Annotated in this window: 21 protein-coding genes; 20 read left to right on the top strand and 1 reads right to left on the bottom strand. The window is 70.8% G+C overall.

Features of this window, described 5'->3' with window-relative positions; translation table 11 throughout:
• The first annotated feature begins 92 nt into the window (after positions 1 to 92).
• From rplU to QM728_RS05960, 20 genes are all read left to right on the top strand, one after another.
• The gene (rplU, locus tag QM728_RS05865; protein WP_415031103.1) at positions 93 to 404 is read left to right on the top strand and encodes a 50S ribosomal protein L21; all 312 of its coding nucleotides are present in this window, start codon (positions 93 to 95) and stop codon (positions 402 to 404) included.
• 24 nt (positions 405 to 428) lie between these two features.
• The gene (rpmA, locus tag QM728_RS05870; protein ID WP_415031104.1) at positions 429 to 692 is read left to right on the top strand and encodes a 50S ribosomal protein L27; all 264 of its coding nucleotides are present in this window, start codon (positions 429 to 431) and stop codon (positions 690 to 692) included.
• A gap of 98 nt (positions 693 to 790) precedes the next feature.
• Positions 791 to 2323, top strand: a complete 1533-nt coding sequence (gene obgE / locus QM728_RS05875; protein WP_415031105.1) for a GTPase ObgE — start codon at positions 791 to 793, stop codon at positions 2321 to 2323.
• Positions 2320 to 3447, top strand: a complete 1128-nt coding sequence (proB, locus tag QM728_RS05880; RefSeq protein ID WP_415031106.1) for a glutamate 5-kinase — start codon at positions 2320 to 2322, stop codon at positions 3445 to 3447. Before obgE ends, proB begins: the two co-directional genes overlap by 4 nt.
• Positions 3448 to 3451: 4 nt before the next feature.
• A complete protein-coding gene (rsmD, locus tag QM728_RS05885) occupies positions 3452 to 4018 on the top strand; it encodes a 16S rRNA (guanine(966)-N(2))-methyltransferase RsmD (RefSeq protein ID WP_415031107.1) in 567 nt (188 codons plus the stop codon).
• A complete protein-coding gene (locus QM728_RS05890) occupies positions 4015 to 5355 on the top strand; it encodes a glycoside hydrolase family 125 protein (RefSeq protein WP_415031108.1) in 1341 nt (446 codons plus the stop codon). The genes rsmD and QM728_RS05890 overlap by 4 nt, the downstream gene beginning before the upstream one ends.
• The gene (coaD, locus tag QM728_RS05895; RefSeq protein WP_415031109.1) at positions 5352 to 5840 is read left to right on the top strand and encodes a pantetheine-phosphate adenylyltransferase; all 489 of its coding nucleotides are present in this window, start codon (positions 5352 to 5354) and stop codon (positions 5838 to 5840) included. Before QM728_RS05890 ends, coaD begins: the two co-directional genes overlap by 4 nt.
• Before the next feature lie 125 nt (positions 5841 to 5965).
• Positions 5966 to 6742, top strand: a complete 777-nt coding sequence (locus tag QM728_RS05900) for a DivIVA domain-containing protein (RefSeq protein ID WP_415031110.1) — start codon at positions 5966 to 5968, stop codon at positions 6740 to 6742.
• 40 nt (positions 6743 to 6782) lie between these two features.
• Positions 6783 to 7340: a YceD family protein gene (locus QM728_RS05905; protein WP_415031111.1), complete on the top strand. Its 558-nt coding sequence runs from the start codon at positions 6783 to 6785 to the stop codon at positions 7338 to 7340.
• Between the two features lie 3 nt (positions 7341 to 7343).
• Positions 7344 to 8063 (top strand): ribonuclease III, encoded by a 720-nt coding sequence (rnc, locus tag QM728_RS05910; RefSeq protein WP_415031112.1) that lies wholly within the window; start codon positions 7344 to 7346, stop codon positions 8061 to 8063.
• The gene (mutM, locus tag QM728_RS05915) at positions 8056 to 8925 is read left to right on the top strand and encodes a bifunctional DNA-formamidopyrimidine glycosylase/DNA-(apurinic or apyrimidinic site) lyase (protein ID WP_415031113.1); all 870 of its coding nucleotides are present in this window, start codon (positions 8056 to 8058) and stop codon (positions 8923 to 8925) included. Before rnc ends, mutM begins: the two co-directional genes overlap by 8 nt.
• A 42-nt stretch (positions 8926 to 8967) precedes the next feature.
• A complete protein-coding gene (locus tag QM728_RS05920) occupies positions 8968 to 9375 on the top strand; it encodes an OsmC family protein (protein WP_415031114.1) in 408 nt (135 codons plus the stop codon).
• Between the two features lie 2 nt (positions 9376 to 9377).
• Positions 9378 to 9662: an acylphosphatase gene (locus QM728_RS05925; protein WP_415031115.1), complete on the top strand. Its 285-nt coding sequence runs from the start codon at positions 9378 to 9380 to the stop codon at positions 9660 to 9662.
• A 19-nt stretch (positions 9663 to 9681) separates the two neighbouring features.
• A complete protein-coding gene (gene smc / locus QM728_RS05930) occupies positions 9682 to 13311 on the top strand; it encodes a chromosome segregation protein SMC (RefSeq protein ID WP_415031116.1) in 3630 nt (1209 codons plus the stop codon).
• A 13-nt stretch (positions 13312 to 13324) separates the two neighbouring features.
• On the top strand, positions 13325 to 14608 hold the full coding sequence (gene ftsY / locus QM728_RS05935) for a signal recognition particle-docking protein FtsY (RefSeq protein ID WP_415031117.1): 1284 nt from the start codon (positions 13325 to 13327) through the stop codon (positions 14606 to 14608).
• A gap of 203 nt (positions 14609 to 14811) precedes the next feature.
• Positions 14812 to 16161, top strand: coding sequence for an ammonium transporter (locus QM728_RS05940; RefSeq protein WP_415031118.1), 1350 nt, complete (start codon positions 14812 to 14814; stop codon positions 16159 to 16161).
• A gap of 32 nt (positions 16162 to 16193) precedes the next feature.
• The gene (locus tag QM728_RS05945; RefSeq protein WP_415031119.1) at positions 16194 to 16532 is read left to right on the top strand and encodes a P-II family nitrogen regulator; all 339 of its coding nucleotides are present in this window, start codon (positions 16194 to 16196) and stop codon (positions 16530 to 16532) included.
• 34 nt (positions 16533 to 16566) lie between these two features.
• A complete protein-coding gene (locus tag QM728_RS05950; protein ID WP_415031120.1) occupies positions 16567 to 18963 on the top strand; it encodes a [protein-PII] uridylyltransferase in 2397 nt (798 codons plus the stop codon).
• A gap of 55 nt (positions 18964 to 19018) precedes the next feature.
• Entirely contained in the window at positions 19019 to 20602 is a 1584-nt protein-coding gene (gene ffh / locus QM728_RS05955; protein WP_415031121.1) for a signal recognition particle protein, read from the top strand.
• A gap of 3 nt (positions 20603 to 20605) precedes the next feature.
• The gene (locus QM728_RS05960; RefSeq protein ID WP_415031122.1) at positions 20606 to 21694 is read left to right on the top strand and encodes an amidohydrolase family protein; all 1089 of its coding nucleotides are present in this window, start codon (positions 20606 to 20608) and stop codon (positions 21692 to 21694) included.
• 16 nt (positions 21695 to 21710) lie between these two features.
• Here the strand turns inward: QM728_RS05960 and QM728_RS05965 are convergent, their stop codons facing one another.
• The gene (locus QM728_RS05965; RefSeq protein ID WP_415031123.1) at positions 21711 to 22430 is read right to left on the bottom strand and encodes an N-acetylmuramoyl-L-alanine amidase; all 720 of its coding nucleotides are present in this window, start codon (positions 22428 to 22430) and stop codon (positions 21711 to 21713) included.
• Between the last annotated feature and the right edge of the window lie 76 nt (positions 22431 to 22506).

Here is a 22506-nt window from a genome sequence, read left to right on the forward strand (position 1 = left end):
GCGGCGCTCCCGTAACCTTGGAAAGTCGCCTACCCGCAGCGCAACGCGGGCAGGCATTTTGTTTGTGACAACGAAGATTGAAGGAAAACCCGATGGCTACGTACGCGATCGTCAAGACCGGCGGTAAGCAGTACAAGGTCGCCGAAGGCGACGTGGTGAAGGTCGAAAAGCTCGACGGCGAGCCCGGCAGCACCGTGAAGCTCCCGGTCGCGCTGGTCGTCGACGGCGCCAAGCTCACCACCGAGGCCGACAAGCTGGCCAAGGTCGCCGTGAACGCCGAGGTAGTCGAGCACGTCAAGGGCCCGAAGATCCGTATTCACAAGTTCAAGAACAAGACCGGCTACCACAAGCGCCAGGGCCACCGTCAGCAGCTGACGGTCCTCAAGGTCACCGGCATCAAGTAAGAGACTTCGCAGGAGGACGGAACAATGGCACACAAGAAGGGCGCGTCCAGCTCGCGCAACGGTCGTGATTCCAACGCCAAGCGCCTCGGCGTGAAGCGTTTCGGTGGCCAGAAGGTCAACGCGGGCGAGATCCTGGTCCGCCAGCGCGGCACCCACATCCACCCCGGCGTTAACGTCGGTCGCGGTGGCGACGACACCCTGTTCGCCCTCGCGGCGGGCGCGGTCGAGTTCGGCAGCAAGCGCGGCCGCAAGACTGTCAACATCGTTCCGGATTCCGCTTCGGCCTGATCCGGGGCGCATAAGCTCTTTCACAGGGCGGGCGGGGATCACCGAGATCCTTTCGCCCGCCCTGTTTCATTTGTCCGACCGCGTTCGAGGAGGCACCGATGTCGCGTTTCGTCGACCGGGTGACGATTCACGTGACCGCCGGGAACGGCGGACACGGGTGCTCGTCGGTGCACCGGGAGAAGTTCAAGCCCCTCGGCGGTCCCGACGGCGGCAACGGCGGCCGCGGCGGTGATGTCCGCCTCGTCGTCGACCCGCAGGTCCACACCCTCCTCGACTTCCACTTCCGCCCTCACGCGAGCGGAGGGAACGGCAAGCCCGGGCAGGGCGACAACCGCAACGGGGCCAACGGCGACGACCTCGAACTCGCGGTGCCCGACGGCACCGTCATCCTCGACCGCGACGGCACGATCCTGGCCGACATGGTCGGTACGGGCACGACGTTCGTGGCCGCCCAGGGCGGTCGCGGCGGCCTCGGCAACGCGGCGCTGGCGTCGAAGGCTCGCAAGGCCCCCGGCTTCGCGTTGCTCGGCGAGCCCGGCCAGGAGCGCGAACTCGTCCTCGAACTGAAGTCGGTCGCCGACGTGGGCCTCGTCGGCTTCCCGTCGGCGGGCAAGTCCTCGCTGGTGTCGGTGCTCTCGGCGGCCAAGCCGAAGATCGCCGACTACCCGTTCACGACGCTGGCCCCCAACCTCGGCGTCGTGCAGACCGCGCCCGGCCGCGGTGGCGAGCGGTCGAGTGCGGTCGACTCCTTCACCATCGCCGACGTCCCCGGGCTGATCCCCGGCGCGTCCGAGGGGCGCGGTCTCGGTCTGGACTTCCTGCGGCACATCGAGCGTTGTGCGCTGCTCGCCCACGTCGTCGACTGCGCGACGCTCGAACCCGGCCGCGACCCGGCGTCGGACATCGAGGCACTCGAGGCCGAGCTGGCCGCGTACCAACCCGCGCTCGACGCCGACCACGGTCTGGGCGATCTGGCCGGGCGGCCCCGCATCATCATTCTCAACAAGGTCGACATCCCCGAGGCGGCCGAGCTCGCCGACCTGGTCGAGTCGGACCTCGAGAAGTTCGGCTGGCCGGTTTTCCGGGTGTCCGCGGTCGCGCACGAGGGCCTGCGCGAGCTCGTCTTCGCGCTGGCGAAGATGGTGCGCGAGTACCGCGAGGACAACCCCAAGCCGGAGGCGCGTCGCGCGATCATCCGTCCCAAGGCCGTCGACGCCGCCGAGTTCACCGTCAGTCCCGATCCGGACGTCGAGGGCGGTTTCATCGTGCGCGGCGAGCGGCCCGAGCGCTGGATCAGGCAGACGCAGTTCGACAACGACGAGGCCGTCGGCTACCTCGCCGACCGCCTGAACCGCCTCGGCGTCGAAGAGGAGCTGCACCGCCTCGGTGCGCAGCCGGGCGCGCCGGTCACGGTCGGCGACGTCACCTTCGACTGGGAGCCCACGACACCGAGCGGCGACGAAGTCCCCATCACCGGGCGCGGCACCGACATCCGCCTCGACCGCAGCGATCGCATCGGCGCGGCCGAGCGCAAGGCGGCCCGCAAGCTGCGCCGCGAGCACCACGAGGAGTGGGACCACACCGCGGCCCTGGACGTCGACGACGACTCCGACGACGAGGGCGACCGGTGAGCACCGCAGCGCGCTCGTCCCCGACGCGCGATGCGATCGCCGCCGCCCGCAGCATCGTCGTCAAGATCGGTTCCGCCGCGATCACCGACCTCGACGAGGGCCTCGATATCGAGCGCCTCGACAAGCTCGCCGAGGCGCTCGAGCACCGCATGCGCGCCGGCACGGACGTCATCATCGTGTCGTCGGGTGCCATCGGCGCCGGGATCTCCCCGCTCGGTCTGCGCAAGCGGCCCGCGGACCTCGCGACCAAGCAGGCCGCCGCCAGCGTCGGCCAGCTGGCGCTGGCGCATGCCTGGGGCACCTCCTTCGCCCGCTTCGACCGCGTCGTCGGCCAGGTGCTGCTCACCGCGCACGACATCTCCCGGCGCACCCACCACGCCAACGCCCAGCGCACACTCGACCGCTTGCGGGCGCTCGGCGCGGTGGCCGTTGTCAACGAGAACGACGCCGTCGCCACCGACGAGATCCGCTTCGGCGACAACGACCGCCTCGCCGCGCTTGTCGCCCACCTGGCCGGCGCCGAGGCGCTGGTCCTGCTGTCGGACATCGACGGCCTCTACGACGGCGACCCGCGCAAGGCGGCGCCGGAGCACCCGGTGCGGTTCATCCCCGAGGTGTCCGGCCCCGACGACCTGGACGGGGTGATCGCCGGATCGGGCGGCTCGCTGGGCACCGGCGGCATGGCCTCCAAGCTCGCCGCCGCGCGCCTGGCCGCCGACGGGGGAGTGCCGGTGCTGCTCGCCAGTGCGAAGGACGCCGACACCGCCCTGCGCGACGCGTCGGTCGGGACCGCCTTTGCCGCGGGCGAAGAGCGCATGTCCGCCCGGCGCTTCTGGCTGCGACATGCCGCCGACACCCACGGCCGACTCGTCCTCGACGACGGCGCGGTGGCCGCCCTGCGCCGCCGCCGTTCGTTGCTCGCCGCGGGTGTCGTCGAGGTCGACGGTGTGTTCTCGGCCGGCGACGTCGTCGAGCTGGTGGACCAGCGCGGCGGCCTGTGTGGCCGGGGGGTGGCCGGCTACGATTCCGACGAAGTCGCGAAGATGATCGGCCTGTCCAGTGAAGACCTGCCCGCCGAGCTGCGCGGCCCGCTCGTGCACGCCGACGACCTGGCGCTGGCGTAGCGCGATGCCGAGGATCATCGCCGGAGCGTTCGGCGGCCGCCGGCTGGTCGTGACCTCCGATGACACCCGCCCGACGTCCGACCGGGTGCGCGAGGCCCTGTTCGCCGCGATCGACTCCCGCGTCGACCTGGACGGCATGACCGTGCTCGACCTGTTCGCCGGAACGGGGGCGCTCGGCCTCGAGGCCCTATCACGCGGAGCGGCGGCAGCGGTGTTCGTCGACTCCGGCCGCAGCGCCGCCGACGGCCTCAAGGCGAACATTGCGACCTGCGACGCGGCCGATCGCGCCACCGTCGTGCGCGCCGATGCGCTGGCCTACCTCGGTGGCGCCGGGAACCAGGTCTTCGACATGGTGTTCTGCGACCCGCCCTACGGCCTGCCCGACGAGGAGCTCGAGCGGGTCCTGGTCGCCGTGGGCCCGCTCGTCGGCGACGGCTACCTGATCCTCGAGCGGGGCAGGCGGGCCAGGCCGACGGTGTGGCCGCCCATCTTGCGGCCGGTGTTGCAGAAGGTCTACGGCGACACCCGCGTCGAATGGGCCGAGCGGGTCGACGCCGAGGAGCCAGCGTGATCATCGACCCGACCGTGCCGGGCGTGGCGCCCGATCCTGACGAACTGCTGCCGCCCGCGGTGCTGCGGCGGTGGGCCGACCGGGTCGCCGACGCATCGGACGCCGGGTGCGCCGAGCTGTTCGTCGCCGGGATGCGCCGCACCCTCGCGCGGACCCTGCACCGGCAGGGCGACGGCTCGGTCTTCGTCATCACCGGCGACATCCCCGCGATGTGGCTGCGCGACTCGGCGACGCAGATGCGGCCGTACCTGCGCCTGCTGGCGGCGGAGGCATCTGAAGACCTGGGTGCCCTCGCCAACCTGATCGCCGGCGTCGTCGCGCGGCAGTTCGCCTTTATCGCGCACGACCCGTACGCGAACGCCTTCAACGCTGCGGCCAACGGCAACTGCCACGAGCCGCGCGACCTCGGCGACGACCCGTGGTTGTGGGAGCGCAAATACGAGATCGATTCGCTGTGCTTCCCGTTCCAACTCGCCGAGCAGCTCGCCACGGCGACCGGTCGCACCGATCACTTCGACGACGGCTTCGCACTCGCCGCGCGAGCCGCGCTGCGGACGCTGAGCACCGAGCTCGACCACGAGCAGAACTCCACCTATCGCTTCGTGCGGCCGGACACGATCGCGCAGGACACCCTGCCGCGCGACGGCCTCGGGTCACCGGTCGCCGTCACCGGCATGAGCTGGTCGGGCTTCCGGCCGTCCGACGACGCCTGCGTCTACGGGTACCTCGTGCCGTCGAACCTCATGGCCGCGCACACCCTCGACCTGATCGCCGCGCGGTCGACCGGCGAGGACGAGTCGCAGGCCCGTGAGCTGGCCGCGATGCTGCGCGCCGGCATCGCCAGCCACGGCACCGCCGCCCATCCGACGCACGGCGACATCTGGGCCTACGAGGTCGACGGCCTCGGCTCGGTGCTGCTCGCCGACGACGCGAACATGCCGAGCCTGCTGTCGCTGCCGCTGGTCGCCGGCATCGACCCGGCCGACGAGCAGTACCGGCGCACCCGGGAGTTCGTCCTCTCGCCCGACAACCCGTACTTCTACCGCGGGGTGTTGGCCGCCGGACCGGGCAGCCCGCACACCCCGCCGGAGTACGTGTGGCCGATCGCCCTGGCCGTCGCGGGGCTCACGACGCCCGACGCCGACGAATCGCTCGGTCTGCTGCGGACCATCGCGGCGACCACCGCCGGCACCGGGCACGTCCACGAGAGCTTCCACGTCGACGACGACGCCCGGTTCACGCGCGAATGGTTCAGCTGGGCCGACTCGATGTACTGCGAATTGGCGCTGCACGTCTGCGGCGTCGGAGGGGTGGACACGGTAGGTTCGAGCGCATGACCATCGCACTCTGCCCGGGTTCGTTCGATCCGTTCACCCTCGGCCACCGCTTCGTCGTCGAGCGCGCCGCGGCGCGGTTCGACGAGGTGATCGTGACGGTCGTGGTCAACCCGAACAAGCAGGGGATGTTCACCGTCGACGAGCGCATCGACTTGATCGCCCGCACGTGCGCCGACCTGCCGAACGTCCGCGTCGACCGATGGCGCGGCCTGCTCGTCGACTACATGCGCAACGAGGGCGTGACGACAATGGTCAAGGGGCTGCGGTCGAGCAGCGACTTCGAATACGAGGTCCCGATGGCCCAGATGAACCGCGAGCTCGCCGACGTCGAGACACTCTTCCTCTGGACCGACCCGCGGTACGCGCACGTGTCCAGCTCGCTGGTCAAGGAGGTCGCCAAACTGGGTGGGAACGTCGAACCCTTCGTGGCGCCCGAGGTCTACCGGGCGATGCGGGCCAAACTCGACGGCGAGATCACCATCTAGCCACAGTTCGGTTCCAACGACACGCCGACCTCAGAAACCTCCCCAATCACATCAGTAACATTGGGCACAATGGTCACAGAAGTCCTGAGGTGGCCAGATGGCCGCTGTGAGATAGGGGTGTTGCTGTGTACCGCGTATTCGAAGCCCTCGATGAACTGGTCGCGATCGTCGAAGAGGCGCGCGCCGTGCCGATGACGGCCGGCTGCATGATCCCCCGCGGAGACGTGCTCGAACTCCTCGACGACATCAAGGAGTCCATCCCCGGCGAGCTCGACGACGCCCAGGATGTGCTCGACCAGCGCGAGGCGCTCGTCGGCACCGCCCGGCAGAACGCCGACTCCACCATCAAGCAGGCCAAGACCGACGCCGAGGCCATGGTCGCCGCGGCGCAGGCCGAGGCCGAGCGCCTCGTCGCCGAGGCCCGCTCCGCCGCCGAGCGGATGGCCGAGGATGCCGCGTCGCACAGCCGCAGCATGATCGAGGACGCCACCGAAGAGGCCAACCGACTGACCGCCAGCGCCCAGCGCGAGCACGAGTCGACGACCGGTCGCGCCCGTGCGGAGGCGGCCCGCATCGTCGAGGACGCCAATGCGCACTACGAGCGTTCCGTCGCCGACGGCATCGCCGAGCAGCAGCGCCTGGTCGCCGACGACGAGGTCGTGAACGCGGCCAAGTCCGAGGCCCAGCGCATCATCGACGCCGCGCACGCCGAGGCCGACCGCCTGCGCGGCGACTGCGACATCTACGTCGACAAGAAGCTGGCGGACTTCGAAGAGGTCCTCACCGGCACGCTGCGCTCGGTCGGCCGCGGCCGCCAGCAGCTGCGCACCGGCGCCGGCATGCACGACTACGTCGAGTACCCGCGCGCCGTCGACGACGACCGCGCCACACTCGCGGGCTAAGCACCCCGGGGTATCCGGGGCGGGGGCGTATCGTGGCGGTGTGGTTCACGCAGTAGACGCACCGTTCGTCGTCGACGTCCGATCGCTGGGCCGTCGGCCCGGCAGCATGATCGAGTCGCACCGTACCGTCGAGACGCCGATCCGCATCGGCACCGAGATGATCGGCATCGAACCCGGCTCCGACATGGACCTGGACCTGCGACTCGAATCCGTCTCCGAGGGAGTCCTCGTCACCGGCACGGCCTGCGGCGAGACCACCGGGCAGTGCGCACGCTGCCTCGAACCCCTCGAGGACACCGTCACCGTGTTCCTCACCGAGCTATTCGCCTACCCCGACAGCGAGACCGAGAAGACGACCTCCGACGAGGAGGTGCACCGGGTGACCGACGACCAGGTCGACCTGGAGCAGGCGCTGATCGACGCCATCGGGCTCGAGCTGCCGATGTCGCCGCTGTGCAGCGAGAACTGCCGGGGGCTGTGCCCCGATTGCGGTGTGGCGCTCGCGACGGCCGAGCCGGGCCACGGCCACGAGAAGATCGATCCGCGCTGGGCCGGGCTGGCGGACAAGCTCGAGGCGATGACCGACGGCGAGAGCTGACGGATGGCTGATCTCGCGCGCGACCCCGACGTCCTGCTGGCGGCGGTGGGCACCACGATCGACGACGACCTGCTGACCCTTGCGCTCACGCACCGGTCCTACGCCTACGAGCACGGCGGCCTGCCCACGAACGAACGACTCGAATTCCTCGGCGACTCGGTGCTGGGCATCGTCATCACCGAGAAGCTCTATCTCGACTACCCCGACCGCCCCGAAGGCGAGTTGGCCAAGATCCGTGCCAGCGTCGTCAACGGTCAGGCGCTGGCCCGACTGGCGCGCACGCTCGGCGACGGCGGCCTGGGCCGACACCTGTACCTGGGGCGCGGCGAGGAGATGACCGGCGGCCGGGACAAGGACAGCATCCTCGCCGACGGCATGGAGGCGCTGCTCGGCGCGGTGTACCTGCAGCACGGCTTCGAGCCCACCAAGAAGGTCATCTTGGATCTGTTCAGCGCCGCCGTCGCCGACGCCGGGTCGATGGGCGCGGGACTCGACTGGAAGACCTCGCTGCAGGAGTTGTCCGCGGCGCAGTCGCTGGGGCCGCCGTCGTACCTGATCAGCTCGACCGGCCCCGACCACGACAAGGAGTTCACCGCCACGGCCGTCGTCGGCGGGGAGGAGCTCGGTACCGGGGTCGGCCGCTCGAAGAAAGAGGCCGAGCAGGTCGCCGCCCAAGAGGCGTGGCGGGTGCTCGACGAGCGCGCGGGCGAGAAGGGTGCCTGAGCTCCCCGAAGTCGAGACCGTCCGGCTCGGTGTCGACAAGCACGTCGTCGGCCACACGTTCACCGATGTCGAAGTCCTGCACGACCGCGCGGTGCGACGACAGGCCGGCGGCGCCGCAGAGCTCAGCGGGCGCCTGCGCGGCACCACTCCCGTCGCCGCCCGCCGCCGCGGCAAGTACCTCTGGCTCGACCTCGCCGACACCGACGGAACCGTCGACCAGGCGCTGGTCATCCACCTGGGGATGAGCGGGCAGCTGCGGATCGTCGACGACGGCGATTCGGGCGAGACCAAGCATCTGCGGATCCGTACCCGTCAGGGCGACCATGAGTTCTGGTTCGTCGACCAGCGCACCTTCGGCGGTTGGCAGGTCGACGACCTGGTGCCCGACACCTTCACGCTCGGCGCCACCGTGCCGGCGGTGGTCGCGCACATCGCGCCCGACCCCTACGACGCCGGATACGACGCCGCGGACGTCGCCGGGCGCATGCGGCGCAAGCACACTGAGGTCAAACGGGCGCTGCTCGACCAGTCGCTGGTCTCCGGCATCGGGAACATCTACGCCGACGAGGCGCTGTGGCGGGCGAAGCTGCGCGGGACGCGGCTCACCGATTCGATCGCCAAGGCCAAGCTCGTCGAGCTGCTCGGGCATGCGCGCGAGGTCATGGACGAGGCGCTCGCCGTCGGCGGCACCTCGTTCGACGAGCTGTACGTCAACGTCAACGGCGAGTCCGGCTATTTCGCCCGCTCATTGAACGCCTACGGTCGCGAAGGGGAGCCCTGCCACCGCTGCGGCACCCCGATGCGCCGCGAGGCGTTCATGAACCGTAGCTCGTTCTATTGCGCGAAATGCCAACGTCGCTGACTGCGAAATGTCGGCCCGCCGAAGCGCTGGTTGAATAGAGCTATGACAGAACTGTGGGTGCAGCGCACCGGATCGCGCCGCTACGTCGGCAACAGCTCGCGCGGGGCGACCGTGCAGATCGGCGGCGAGGACGTCGACGGCGTCTTCACCCCGGGCGAGCTGCTGAAGATCGCGCTTGCCGGGTGCACCGGCATGGCCTCCGACGTCTCGCTGGCCCGCCGCCTCGGCGACGATTACGACGCGACCGTCCGCGTCAGCGGCGCCGCCGACCGCGAATCGGAGACCTACCCGGCACTCGACGAGGTCTTCGAACTCGACCTCTCCGAGCTTGATCCGGATGCCGCCCAGCGCCTGCTCGCCGTCGTGCAACGCGCCGTCGACCGCACCTGCACCGTCGGGCGCACGCTCAAGGCGGGCACGCAGGTCTCGCTGACCATCAACACCGACTAACCGTGTCCGACGTCGCCGACACCCGCCTGTCCGCCTTCGTCCTGGGCCACGTGCAGGGCGTCGGATTCCGCTGGGCGACGCGTTCGCGGGCGCTCGCACTGGGCCTGGTCGGCTATGCCCAGAACCTCGTCGACGGACGGGTTCACGTCGTCGCCGAGGGACCTCGCGCAAAGACCGAGGAACTGCTCGACTACCTGCGCGGACCGGACACACCCGGGCGGGTCGACACGGTTGTCGAACGGTTCGAGGCCGCGCGCGGTGATCTGCGCGGATTCGTCGAGCGCTGAGTAGGTAGGCTCTACCTTCGTGCATCTCAAGTCCCTGACCCTCAAAGGGTTCAAGTCGTTCGCGTCGGCCACGACGCTGCGGTTCGAACCCGGCATCACCTGTGTGGTGGGGCCCAACGGGTCGGGGAAGTCGAACGTCGTAGACGCCCTCACGTGGGTGATGGGCGAGCAGGGCGCCAAGACGCTGCGCGGCGGCAAGATGGAAGACGTCATCTTCGCCGGTACCTCCGGCCGCCCCCCGTTGGGCCGCGCCGAGGTCACCCTCACCATCGACAATTCCGACGGTGCGCTGCCCATCGACTACTCCGAGGTCTCCATCACGCGGCGCATGTTCCGCGACGGTGCCGGCGAGTACGAGATCAACGGCGAGTCGTGCCGCCTGATGGATGTGCAGGAGTTGCTGAGCGACTCGGGCATCGGCCGCGAGATGCACGTCATCGTCGGGCAGGGCCGCCTCGCCGCCATCCTCGAATCCAAGCCTGAGGACCGCCGCGCCTTCATCGAGGAGGCCGCCGGCGTCCTCAAGCACCGCAAGCGCAAAGAGAAGGCCGTCCGCAAGCTCGACTCGATGCAGGCCAACCTCGCGCGCCTGACCGACCTCACCGGTGAGCTGCGGCGCCAACTCAAGCCGCTCGGCCGCCAGGCCGAAGTCGCCCGTCGCGCCGCCACCGTGCAGGCCGACTTGCGCGACGCCCGCCTGCGCCTGGCCGCCGACGACCTGGTGCAGCGCCGCGGCGAGATGGCCGAGCAGTCCCAGCTCGAGGAGACCATCCGCCGCCAGCAGGCCGAGGTCACCGCGGCCCTCGACGCCGCGACCGCCGAGCTCACCCGTCACGAGACCAGCCTGGCCGCCATCGAGCCGGCCGCCCAGTCGGCCAGCCACGGCTGGTTCCGCCTCTCCGCGCTCGCCGAGCGCGTCGACGCCACCATCCGCGTCGCCCAGGAGCGCAGCCGGCACCTGGCCGCGCCGACCGTCGCCGCCACCGGCCCCGACCCGGACGAGCTCGACGAGCAGGCCGCGCGCGCCGCCGCCCAGGAGCAGGAGCTCGCCGCCCAGGTCGAGACCGCCAGCACCGCCCTCGACGAGATCAAGGCGCGCCTGACCGAGGCCGAGGAGCACGCGGCCGCCGTCGAGCGCGCCCACGCTGCCGCGGTCGCCGCCGTCGCCGACCGCCGCGAAGGGCTGGCCCGCCTGGAGGGCGAGGTCGCCAACCTGACCACCCGGGCCGACTCGGTCGACGCCGAGACCGCCCGCCTGTCCGCCGCCATCGAGGCCGCCGCCGAGCGCGCCGCCAAGTCGCAGGCGGAGATGGACACCGTGTCGAAGTCGGTCGCCGAACTGGAGTCGGCGGAGAAGGGCCTCGACGAGCACCACGAGCGGTGCACCGCTGCCGCACAGGCCGCCGACGAGCGCGTCGAGACGCTGCAGGCGCAGGAGCGTGAAGCGGAGCAGAGGATTGCCTCGCTGACCGCGCGCATCGAAGCCCTCGCCGTCGGCCTGGAACGAAACGACGGCGGCGCCTGGCTGCTGGAGAAGGCCGCCGACGGCCTGCTCGCCCCGGTGTCCGACCTCCTCACCGTCGAGTCGGGCTTCGAGTCGTCGGTCGCCGGCGCCCTCGGCTCGACCGTCGACGCCATCGCGACGGTCGATTCACTCGCCGCGGCCCGCGCGCTGGAAGCGCTCAAATCCGGCGACGGAGGCCGGGCATCACTGCTGGTCTGCGGCCTGCGCGCACTGCCCGAACCCGGCGGCGTGAAGCTGCCGTCCGGCGCCCGCTGGGCCCGCTCGGTGGTCACCTGCCCCGCGTCGATCCGCGGCGCCATCGACACCCTGCTCGACGACGTCATCGTCCTCAGCTCCGACGTCACCGACGGCGCCAAGGTCGGCAGCCGCCTCGTGGCCGACCACCACCAGCTCACCGTGGTCACCGCCGACGGCGACCGCATCACCGCCGCCTCCGTCGAGGGTGGCTCGGCCCGGCGCACCTCCAGCCTGGAGGTCCAGTCGGCGATCGATGCCGCCACGGCGGAACTGGCCACCGCCAACCGCTCCGTCGAAGAGTTGGCCGCCGCGCTGTCGGGCGCGCTCACCGAGCAGACCGACCGCCGCGAGGCCGCCGAGGAGGCGCTCGCCGCGCTGCACGAGTCGGATTCCTCGCTCGGGGGTGCCTACGAACAACTCGCCCGCTTCGGCCAGGACATCCGCGCCGCCCAGGACGAGGCCGACCGCCTGACCCGCCAGCGCCAGCTGGCCGAGGAGGGCCACGCCGATACCGTCGAGCAGCTCGCCGCCCTGACCGAGCGGCTGCGCATCGCGCGCGACGAGCCGGACGCCGACGGTCAGCACCACATCGTCGACGACGGCCGGCGGGACGAGGCCGGCAAGGCCGTCGCAGCCGTGCGTGCCGAGGAAGTCGAAGCGCGACTGGCGCTGCGCACCGCCGAGGAGCGATTCGCCTCTGCCCGGGGGCGTGCCGAGGGGCTGCGCCGCACCGCGCGGCAGGAGCGCGAGGCCCGCGATCGGGCGCGCAAGGCCGATGCCACCCGTCGCCACGCCGCCACCGTCGCCGGAGCGGTCGCCGAATCCGGTGCGAAGGTCGCCGAGCGGCTGGCCGGCGCCGTGCAGCAGGCCCAAGCCGCGCGCGACCAGCTGGAGCAGGTTCGCGTCGCCCACACCGCGACGGTGGGGGAGCTGAAGACCACGGTGTCGACGCTGACCTCCCAACTGGACGGACTGCGCGACGCCGTGCACCGCGACGAGATGGCCAAGGCCCAGGCCGCGATGCGCATCGAGCAGCTCGAGGAGCAGATCAGCGAGCAATTCGCGATCAGCCCGGAGGACCTGATCAACGAGTACGGCCCCGATGTGCCGATGCCGCCGTCGGCGTTGGAGATGGCCGAGTTCCAGGAGGCCAAGGCGCGGGGCGAACTCGTCGTCGCGCCGGCACCGATGCCGTACGACCGCGCCACCCAGGAGAACCGGGCCAAACAGGCGCAGAAGGACCTCAACACCCTCGGCAAGGTCAACCCGCTGGCCCTGGAGGAGTTCGCCGCACTGGAGGAGCGCTACAACTTCCTGTCCGCCCAATTGGAGGACGTGAAGGGTGCGCGCGCCGACCTGCTGCAGGTCGTCGAGGACGTCGACGCCCGCATCCTGGAGGTGTTCACCGAGGCGTACGCCGACGTCGAGCGCGAATTCACCGAGGTGTTCTCCCGACTCTTCCCGGGCGGCGAGGGCCGACTCGTGCTGACCGACCCGAACGACATGCTGACGACCGGCGTCGAGGTCGAGGCCCGCCCGCCGGGCAAGAAGGTCAAGCGCCTGTCGCTGCTGTCGGGCGGCGAGAAGTCGCTGACCGCTGTCGCCATGCTGGTCGCGATCTTCCGCGCACGTCCGTCGCCGTTCTACGTCATGGACGAGGTCGAGGCCGCGCTGGACGACACGAACCTGCAGCGCCTGATCGGGTTGTTCGAGCAACTGCGGGAAAAGTCGCAGCTGATCGTGATTACGCACCAAAAGCCGACGATGGAAGTCGCCGACGCCCTCTACGGTGTGAGTATGCGCGGCGACGGCATCACCCAGGTGATCTCGCAGCGCATGCGCGGCCAGAACCTCGTCACCACCGGCACGGTCACCGCCGCCGACTAGCTCAGGGAGCACTGTGGAAACACCGGTCATCATCGCGATCATCGCCGTACTCGTCCTGGTCGCGCTCGTCGCCCTCGGCCTCGTCCTCGCCCGTCGTCGCCGCGTCTCCATCGCGCCGCCGCAGGACAAGGCCATCGGGCAGGCCGACCGGAGCCAGTACCAGACCAAGGCCGGGTTCGACTTCGGCCAGGGCAGCGACACGGCCGTCCTCGAGCCCGAGCCGGTCACGCCAGCGCCCACCCAGCCCGCGCCGAGCGAAGCCCCCGCGCCGGTCGAGCCGCCGACAGCGAGCGAAGCGAGTGCCCAGGCGCCGGTCGAGCCCGAGGCGCCGCCGACGCCGGAGCCGGTGGCACCCGAAGCCCCCGCCCTCGACGACATCGAGCCCACGGCCGGCCGCCTCGGCCGTCTGCGCGGGCGCCTCGCGCGCTCCCAGGGCGCCCTGGGCAAGAGCATGCTCGGCCTGCTCGGCGGCGGCGACCTCGACGAGGACTCGTGGGAGGAGATCGAGGACACGCTGCTGATGGCCGACGTCGGCACGGCCTCGACGATGGCGATCACCGACAAACTGCGCGCCGAGCTGGCGACGCGCAGCGTGACGAGCTCCGATGAGGCGCGCGCGCTGCTCACCCAGGTCCTCACCGAGCAGTTGCACCCGGAGCTCGACCGCTCCGTGAAGGCACTCCCGCACGACGGCCGGCCCGCGGTCGTCCTCGTCGTCGGCGTCAACGGAACCGGTAAGACGACCACGACCGGCAAACTCGCCCGCGTACTCGTCGCCGACGGGCGGCGGGTGCTGTTGGGCGCCGCGGACACCTTCCGCGCTGCCGCGGCCGATCAGTTGCAGACCTGGGGCGAGCGCGTGGGCGCCGACACCGTGCGCGGCGCCGAGGGGGCCGACCCCGCGTCTGTCGCGTTCGACGCCGTCGCCACCGGGATCGACACCGGCGTCGACGTGGTCATCATCGACACCGCCGGCCGCCTGCACACCAAGACCGGTCTGATGGACGAGCTCGGCAAGGTCAAGCGGGTCGTCGAGAAGAAGGCCAACGTCGACGAGGTGCTCCTGGTCCTCGACGCCACCATCGGCCAGAACGGCCTCACGCAGGCGCGCGTGTTCGCCGACGTCGTCGACATCACCGGCGTCGTGCTCACCAAGCTCGACGGCACCGCCAAGGGCGGCATCGTGTTCGCCGTGCAGGAGGAGCTCGGCGTCCCGGTCAAGCTCGTCGGCCTCGGCGAGGGTGCCGACGACCTGGCCCCGTTCGATCCGGCCGCCTTCGTCGACGCGCTGCTGTAGTCGGCCGTCAGGGGTCGATAAGGCCCCTCTTGGCCGCTTCCCAGGGGCCCGTAACAGGGGCGAAACAACCCCGGCGGAAGCGTTCACGCACGCGAAACATCATGGGCACCAAGGGGGAAACAGCCGCCTAGCAACCTTGCTCACAGCACTGGAGCACCCAAGTGTGATGAGACCAAGGAGGATGGCTCGTGGTGGAAACCGTGATGGCATTGCCGGACGATATGTTCGGTCCTGCGGATACCGGAAATACGGCGTGGGTTTTGATCAGCGCCTCGCTGGTGTTGTTGATGACACCGGCACTCGCGTTCTTCTACGGCGGGTTGTCCCGCGGGAAGTCCGTACTGAACATGATGATGATGTCGTTCGCGTCGATCGGCGTGGTCGGCATCATCTACGTGCTGTGGGGCTTCTCGATGTCCTTCGGCAACGGGATCACCGGAGACAAGGACATCTGGGGAATCTTCTCCAACCCGTTCACGCTCTTCGGCTCCGACCAGTTGATGGAGACCAAGGAAGCCGGTGACGCGACGCACGTCGTGCTCAACACCGCGGGTGGCAGCATCCCGGCGATCGTCTTCCTGGCCTTCCAGCTGACCTTCGCGGTGATCGCCGTGGCCCTGATCAGCGGTGCGCTCGCCGAGCGCGTCTCGTTCGGCACCTGGCTGGTGTTCTCGGGCGTCTGGGCGACCCTGGTGTACTTCCCGCTCTCGCACATGGTGTGGGGCGGCGGCCTGCTGTCGGGCTCGACCGACGGCCTAGCGGCCAAGATGTTCGGCACCACCTTCGACGAAGCGAAGAAGGAGTTCACCACCAACGTGGCGCCGATCGACTTCGCCGGTGGCACCGTGGTCCACATCAACGCCGGTATGGCCGCCCTGGTCCTGGTCCTGATCATCGGGGCGCGCAAGGGCTTCGGCAAGACCGCCTACCGTCCGCACAACATCCCGTTCGTGATGCTCGGCGCCGCACTCCTGTGGTTCGGCTGGTTCGGCTTCAACGCCGGCTCGGAGCTCGCCGCCGACGGCACCGCCGGACTGGTGTGGGTCAACACGACCGTTGCCACCGCCGCCGCGATGATCGGTTGGCTGGGCGTTGAGTGGATCCGCGACCGGCACCCGACGAGCGTCGGCGCCGCATCGGGCATCGTCGCCGGTCTGGTGGCCATCACCCCGGCCTGTGCCGCGCTCACTCCGGTGGGCTCGATCGCCCTCGGCGTCGTCGCCGGCATCCTGTCGGCCCTGGCGATCTCGCTGAAGACCAAGCTCGGCTACGACGACTCGCTCGACGTCGTCGGCGTCCACCTGGTCGCCGGCCTCTGGGGCACCATCGGCATCGGCCTGCTGGCCAAGGAGACGGGCCTGTTCTACGGGCACGACGCCAAGCAGCTCGCCGTGCAGACGGTCATCGCACTCGTGGCGCTCGCCTTCACCGGCATCGTCACCGCCATCATCGCGTTCGCGCTCAAGCCCCTGGGCTGGCGGATCAGCGAGGAAGAAGAGATGACGGGCATTGACGAGTCCGCTCACGCCGAATCCGCCTACGACTTGGCCTGACTAGGCTGAACAGGACTGAGAGGGAACAGAAGATGAAACTGATCACCGCAATCGTCAAGCCGTTCACGCTGGAGGACATCAAGGCGGGTCTGGAGCAGTCCGGCATCGTCGGGATGACCGTCAGCGAGGTTCAGGGCTACGGGCGCCAGAAGGGCCACACCGAGGTCTACCGCGGCGCCGAGTACTCCGTCGACTTCGTGCCGAAGGTCCGGATCGAGGTCATCGTCGACGACGGGATCGTCGACCAGACCGTGGACACCATCGTCGAGGCCGCCCGCACCGGCAAGATCGGCGACGGCAAGGTCTGGGTGTCGCCGGTCGACTCGGTCGTGCGCGTCCGTACCGGAGAACGCGGCCCGGAGGCGCTCTAGCCGCCGGCCGAACACATGAAGGGGGACGGAAGTCATGAGTGCCGAAGCGTCGACCAACCCGTCCACCGACCTAGCCCGGGCCCGGGCCGCCCTGATCGGCGGTCCGGGTCTGGCGCCGGACAAGCGCCCGGTGCCCGACGCGGCCGCGCTGCGTCGAGCACTGGGCGACCTGTTCGAACTCTGGTTGTCCGGGGCGGCCCGTGAGGCGGGCGTGACCCCGGGGAGCGGATTCGCGCTGCTGGCCGTCGGGGGGCTGGCACGCGGGGAGATGCTCCCGTATTCCGATCTGGACCTGGTCCTGCTGCACGACGGCGATCAGGCCGACCGGGTCGGAACGATCGCCGACAAGCTCTGGTACCCGGTCTGGGACGCCAACGTCGGCCTCGACCACAGCGTCCGAACCGTCCCGGAGGCGCTCCGCGTGGCCGGCGACGACCTGTCCGCGGCACTCGGCCTCCTCGACGCCCGACACATAGCCGGCGACGAGGACTTGTCCGACCTGCTGATCGGCGAGATCAGACAGCAGTGGCGCAAGGACGCCCCGCACCGGCTGCCGCAGCTGATCGAGCACGCGCAGCAGCGCTGGGCGCGCGCCGGCGAGGTGGCGCACCGCAGCGAGCCCGACGTGAAGAACGGTCGCGGCGGCCTGCGCGACGTCCAGCTGCTCAACGCGCTCGCGCTGGCGCACCTGACCGACGGCCTGCGGCTCGCGGCCGACGACGCGCCCGGTGGCGGCCTGGGCACCGCGTATCGACGACTGCTCGACGTGCGCACCGAACTGCACCGCGTCGCGGGGCGCGGCCGCGAACAGCTCCGCGCCCAGGACGCCGACGAGATCGCCGCCGCACTGCACCTGGGCGACCGGTTCGCCCTGTCCCGCCTCATCTCCGACGAGGCCCGCACCATCGGCTTCGCACTCGACGTCGGGCTGCGCACCGCCCAGGGCGCCGTCCCGCGCCGGGGGCGCTCGATGCGCAGCCTGCTCCCGATGCGCCGACCGCTCGACGAGGGCGTCGTCGAACACGGGGGAGAAGTCGTGTTGGCGCGCGATGCCATTCCCAGCCACGACCCCGGTCTGGTGCTGCGCGTCGCCAATGCCGCGGCGCGGGCCGGGTTGCCCATCTCGACGTCGACGCTGCACCGGCTCGCCGACTACGCGCCGGAGATCCGCGGCACCTGGCCGGCCCCGATCCTCGACAGCCTGCTCGACCTGCTGGCCACCGGACCGGCGATGCTCGGCCCCGTCGAGGCCCTCGACCGGATGGGCCTGTGGGGACGCCTCTTCCCGGAGTGGGACTTCGTGCGCGACCTGCCACCGCGCGACGCGGTCCACGCGTGGACCGTCGACCGCCACCTGCTGGAAGCGGTCGCACACGCCGCGCCGTTGACCACGCGCGTGTCCCGCCCGGACCTGCTGTTGCTCGGGGCCCTCGTGCACGACATCGGCAAGGGGCGCGGCGGCGACCACAGCGAGATCGGTGCGCGGATGGCCCGCGTCATCGGCAACCGCCTCGGCCTGTGGCCGGAGGACGTGGACACGCTGGCCGACGTCGTGACCCATCACCTGCTGCTGGCCAAGACCATCGCCCGCCGCGACGTCGACGATCCGGCGACCGCCGAGTTCGTCGCCGAGAAGGTCGGCGGCAGCGCCGTGCTGCTGGAGGTCCTCGGCGCCCTCGCCGAGGCGGACGCGAAGGCGACCGGCCCCGGGGTCTGGAGCGATTGGAAAGAGATGCTCACCCGCAAACTGGTCGCCAGCACCGCCAATCTCATCGCCGGCGAGGACGTCGCCGAGCCGCAGCCGCTGTCCGATGAGGAGGTCGCGCGCTTCACCGCCGACGATGTCGTCGTCGAGATCACGCCCACCGACCAGGAGCACCGTTTCGAGGTCACCATGAGCGCGCCGGACACCACCGGCGTGCTGGCCAAGATGGCCGGTGTGCTGGCGATCTCCGATCTGCGGGTCCTGCGGGCGACGGTCCGGTCGGTCGAGGGCGCGGCGATCAACACGTTCATCGTCGCCCCGTTCTACGGCGACCCCCCGGCGGCCGGCCTGCTGCGCCAGCGCATGAAGGGCGCGCTCAGCGGCTCGGTCGACGTCGCCGCGCGACTGGCCGAGATGCGGTCGGCACCCGAGCCCAAGGCGACCCCCGACGGGGTTCCCGGCCAGGCGACGCTCGCGCCGCCGATCGTGCAGTGGCTGCATGACGACGTCTCCACCCTCGAGGTGCGCGCCTCCGACCGTCCGGGACTGTTGTCGACGGTGTCGTCGGTCCTCGAGCGCGCCGGTGCGTCGATCCGCTGGGCGGCGGTCACGACGATGGGCGGCACGGTGGTCGACACCTTCGCACTCAGTTGGGAGAACCCGGTCGACGAGCGGCGTCGACGGCTCATCGCCCAGCAGGTCGCCCTGGCCTGCGCCCGAGCCTGATCGACCCCGTCCGGCGGTGGCTGTCGCCGCGCGCCGATATGGAACACTGGACGCCATGTTCGACTCCCTGTCTGACCGGTTGACCGGTGCCCTCAAGGACCTGCGCGGCAAGGGCCGCCTGACCGACGCCGATGTCGACGCGACCGCCCGCGAGATCCGCCTGGCCCTGCTCGAGGCCGACGTCGCACTGCCGGTGGTGCGCACCTTCATCGACCGGGTCAAGACCCGCGCCAAGGGTGCCGAGGTCTCCGGTGCGCTGAACCCGGCCCAGCAGGTCGTCAAGATCGTCAACGAGGAGCTGGTCGGCATCCTCGGTGGCGAGACCCGGCGCCTGACGCTCGCCAAGACCCCGCCGACGGTGGTCATGCTCGCCGGCCTGCAGGGTGCCGGTAAGACGACCTTGGCCGGAAAGCTCGCGGCCTGGCTGCGCAAGCAGGGCCACACCCCGCTGCTCGTCGCCTGTGACCTCCAGCGCCCCGGCGCGGTGAGCCAGCTGCAGATCGTCGGTGAGCGCGCCGACGTTCCCGTCTACGCGCCGCACCCGGGCACCGGTGTCGGCGGCGAGGGCGAGATGGGCGTCTCCGCCGGTGACCCGGTCGAGGTCGCGCGCGGCGGCGTCGAGTTCGCCCGCGACAACCACTACGACACGGTCATCATCGACACCGCCGGCCGACTCGGCGTCGATGACGAGTTGATGGCCCAGGCGGCCGATGTCCGGGCGGCAACCGATCCCGACGAGGTCCTGTTCGTCGTCGACGCGATGATCGGCCAGGACGCGGTCACCACGGCGCAGGCCTTCGAGGAGGGCGTCGGCTTCACCGGCGTCGTGCTCACCAAGCTCGACGGCGACGCCCGCGGCGGTGCCGCGCTGAGCGTCCGCGAGGTCACCGGCAAGCCGATCCTCTTCGCGTCGACCGGTGAGAAGCTCGAGGACTTCGACGTCTTCCACCCCGACCGCATGGCCAGCCGCATCCTCGGCATGGGCGATGTGCTCTCGCTCATCGAACAGGCCGAGGAGCACTGGGACGCCCAGCAGGCCGAAGAGGCCGCCACGAAGATCATGGGCGGCGAGCTGACGCTGGAGGACTTCCTGCAGCAGATGCTGATGATCCGCAAGATGGGCCCGATCGGGAATCTGCTGGCGATGATGCCCGGCGCCGGCCAGATGAAGGACGCGCTGGCGCAGGTCGACGACTCGCAGCTCGACCGCGTGCAGGCGATCATCCGCGGCATGACCCCGGCCGAGCGCGCCGACCCCAAGATCATCAACGGCTCGCGCCGACTGCGCATCGCCAACGGCTCCGGCGTGTCGGTGTCCGAGGTCAACCAGCTCGTCGACCGCTTCTTCGAGGCCCGCAAGCAGATGGCCGCGATGACCGGTCGCATGGGCGGACCCGGCGGCGGGCGCAAGAACACCCGCAAGAAGGGCAAGGGCAAGAAGAACGCCAAGCGCGGCGGCAAGAACCGCGGTCCCACGCAGCCCAAGGCGCGCGGCGGCTTCCCCGGGATGCCGCCGGGCGCGTTCCCGGGCGGGATGCCGGACCTGTCGTCGATGCCGCCGGGCCTCGACGAGCTGCCCCCCGGCCTCGCCGACCTCGACTTCTCCCAGTTCGACCAGAACGGCAAGAAGAAGAAGTAGCGCGTGGCGCAGACGTCGGAGGTCCTGCGCGTCGCCGGTCGCGACGCGCTGACCGGTGAGCACCTCGAGCGCTGGATCGTCGACGGGCGGTTCCGACTCGAACCGGTCGCCGGAGCGGTCACCGTCGCCGACGACGCTTGGTTGCTGCCCGGGCTCGTCGACGCCCACAACCACGTCGGGATCGCACCCGGCCTCGGCGTCACCATCGAACAGGCACGGGCGTTCGCGCGTGCCGACGCGGCCGCGGGCACGACGCTGATCCGTGAGGTCGGCTCGCCGCTGGACACCCATCCGCTCGACGATGATCCGGGCGGTCCGCGGTTCATCCGCTCCGGCAAGCACATCGCCCGCCCCAAGCGGTACCTGCGCGACTACGGCGTCGATCTGGACGACCCCGACGATCTCGCCGCCGAGGTCGCTGTCCAGGCGGCCGCCGGCGACGGGTGGGTGAAGCTGGTCGGCGACTGGATCGACCGGGACGTCGGCGACCTCGCCCCGCTGTGGACCCGCACGCAGCTCGATGCGGCCGTGGTCGCCGCACACGGGGCCGGCGCGAGGATCACCGCGCACGTCTTCGGCCACGACGCGCTGCCCGACCTGATCGCCGCCGGCGTCGACTGCATCGAGCACGGAACCGGGCTGACCGCCGATCTCATCGACGAGATGGTCCGTCGCGACATCGCACTGGTGCCGACGATGATCCAGCTCGAGAACTTCCCGGAAATCGCCGACGGCGCGGACCGCTTCCCCGACTATCAGGCCAACATGCGCCGGCTGTATGCGCGGTCCGGCGAGGTGATGGCCGCCGCGCGCGAGGCCGGCGTGCGGATATTCGCCGGAACCGACGCCGGCGGGTTCATCGAGCACGGGCGGATCGTCGACGAGGTCGACGCGCTGGCCGCCATGGGCATGTCGTCGACGGCAGCGCTCGACGCCGCCAGCGCCGGTGCGCGGCGGTGGTTGGGCGTCGGTGTCTTCGACGACGGCGACCGTGCCGACGTCCTGGTGCTCGACGCCGACCCGCGGGTGGATTTGTCCACGCTGCGCCGCCCGCGCGAGATCATCTGCGGCGGGATCGCAATCAGCGGATAGGGAAGCGGCCCACGGTTCAGGGGGACGGGCGTGCGCACTTGTTCGGCAGTGCCCGCCGGATGCCGTCGGCGAGCCCGCGCGCGTAGGTCGCGATGGCGGCGTCGCCGATCGGGATCGAGCCGCCGCCGGTCGCGGTGCCGAACTCGTTGTAGACCCACGGCGTGTGCTGGGCCATGAGCGCGATCATCGGGATGTTGCCGCCCCAGAGCGGCGCGCGGCCGTTGAAGTTGTTGTCGGCGACGACGACCCGCCGGTTCTCGTACCGACTGCGCGCCGCGGCGACGGCCCGTGCGTACCGCTGACTCTTGGCGGCGGTGGCCGCGTTTCGGAAGGTCACCCGCAACGGCTTGCCGTCGGCGCCGGTGCCCTCGCGGTAGAGGCCGACGCGTTGGACGAAGACCTTGTGGTCGCCGGTGTAGGTGTGGATGCTGACGCCGACGTCGGCGCCGGCCCGCTCGGCGCGGGTGACGCGACGGCGGTAGTCGATGTTCTCCGCCGCCGACTTCTTCAGCAGGACCACGCGGTAGCCGGCCTTGGTCAGTGCCCGCTGGACCAGGAGCGCGACGGCCATGACGTCGCCGTCCTCGGCGCCGTTCGGGTAGTCGCGCATGGCGACGCCCGTCACCGGGTCGGTGCCGGACACCTCGACCGGGTTGTGCCCGGGATCGAGCGCGACGACCGGGGGAGCGCAGGCGGCGGCCGCCGAGGCGGTGCTCGACGGCGTGGCGGTGCGCACCGGCGGAGAATCCGGACCGGAAACCGGGGAGGCGGGATCCGTTGCGCACCCGCAGACCAGTAGCGCGACGGCGGCG

This window comes from Gordonia sp. (in: high G+C Gram-positive bacteria), from assembly GCF_047602025.1.
In the GTDB taxonomy this organism is placed as follows: Bacteria; Actinomycetota; Actinomycetes; order Mycobacteriales; family Mycobacteriaceae; genus Gordonia.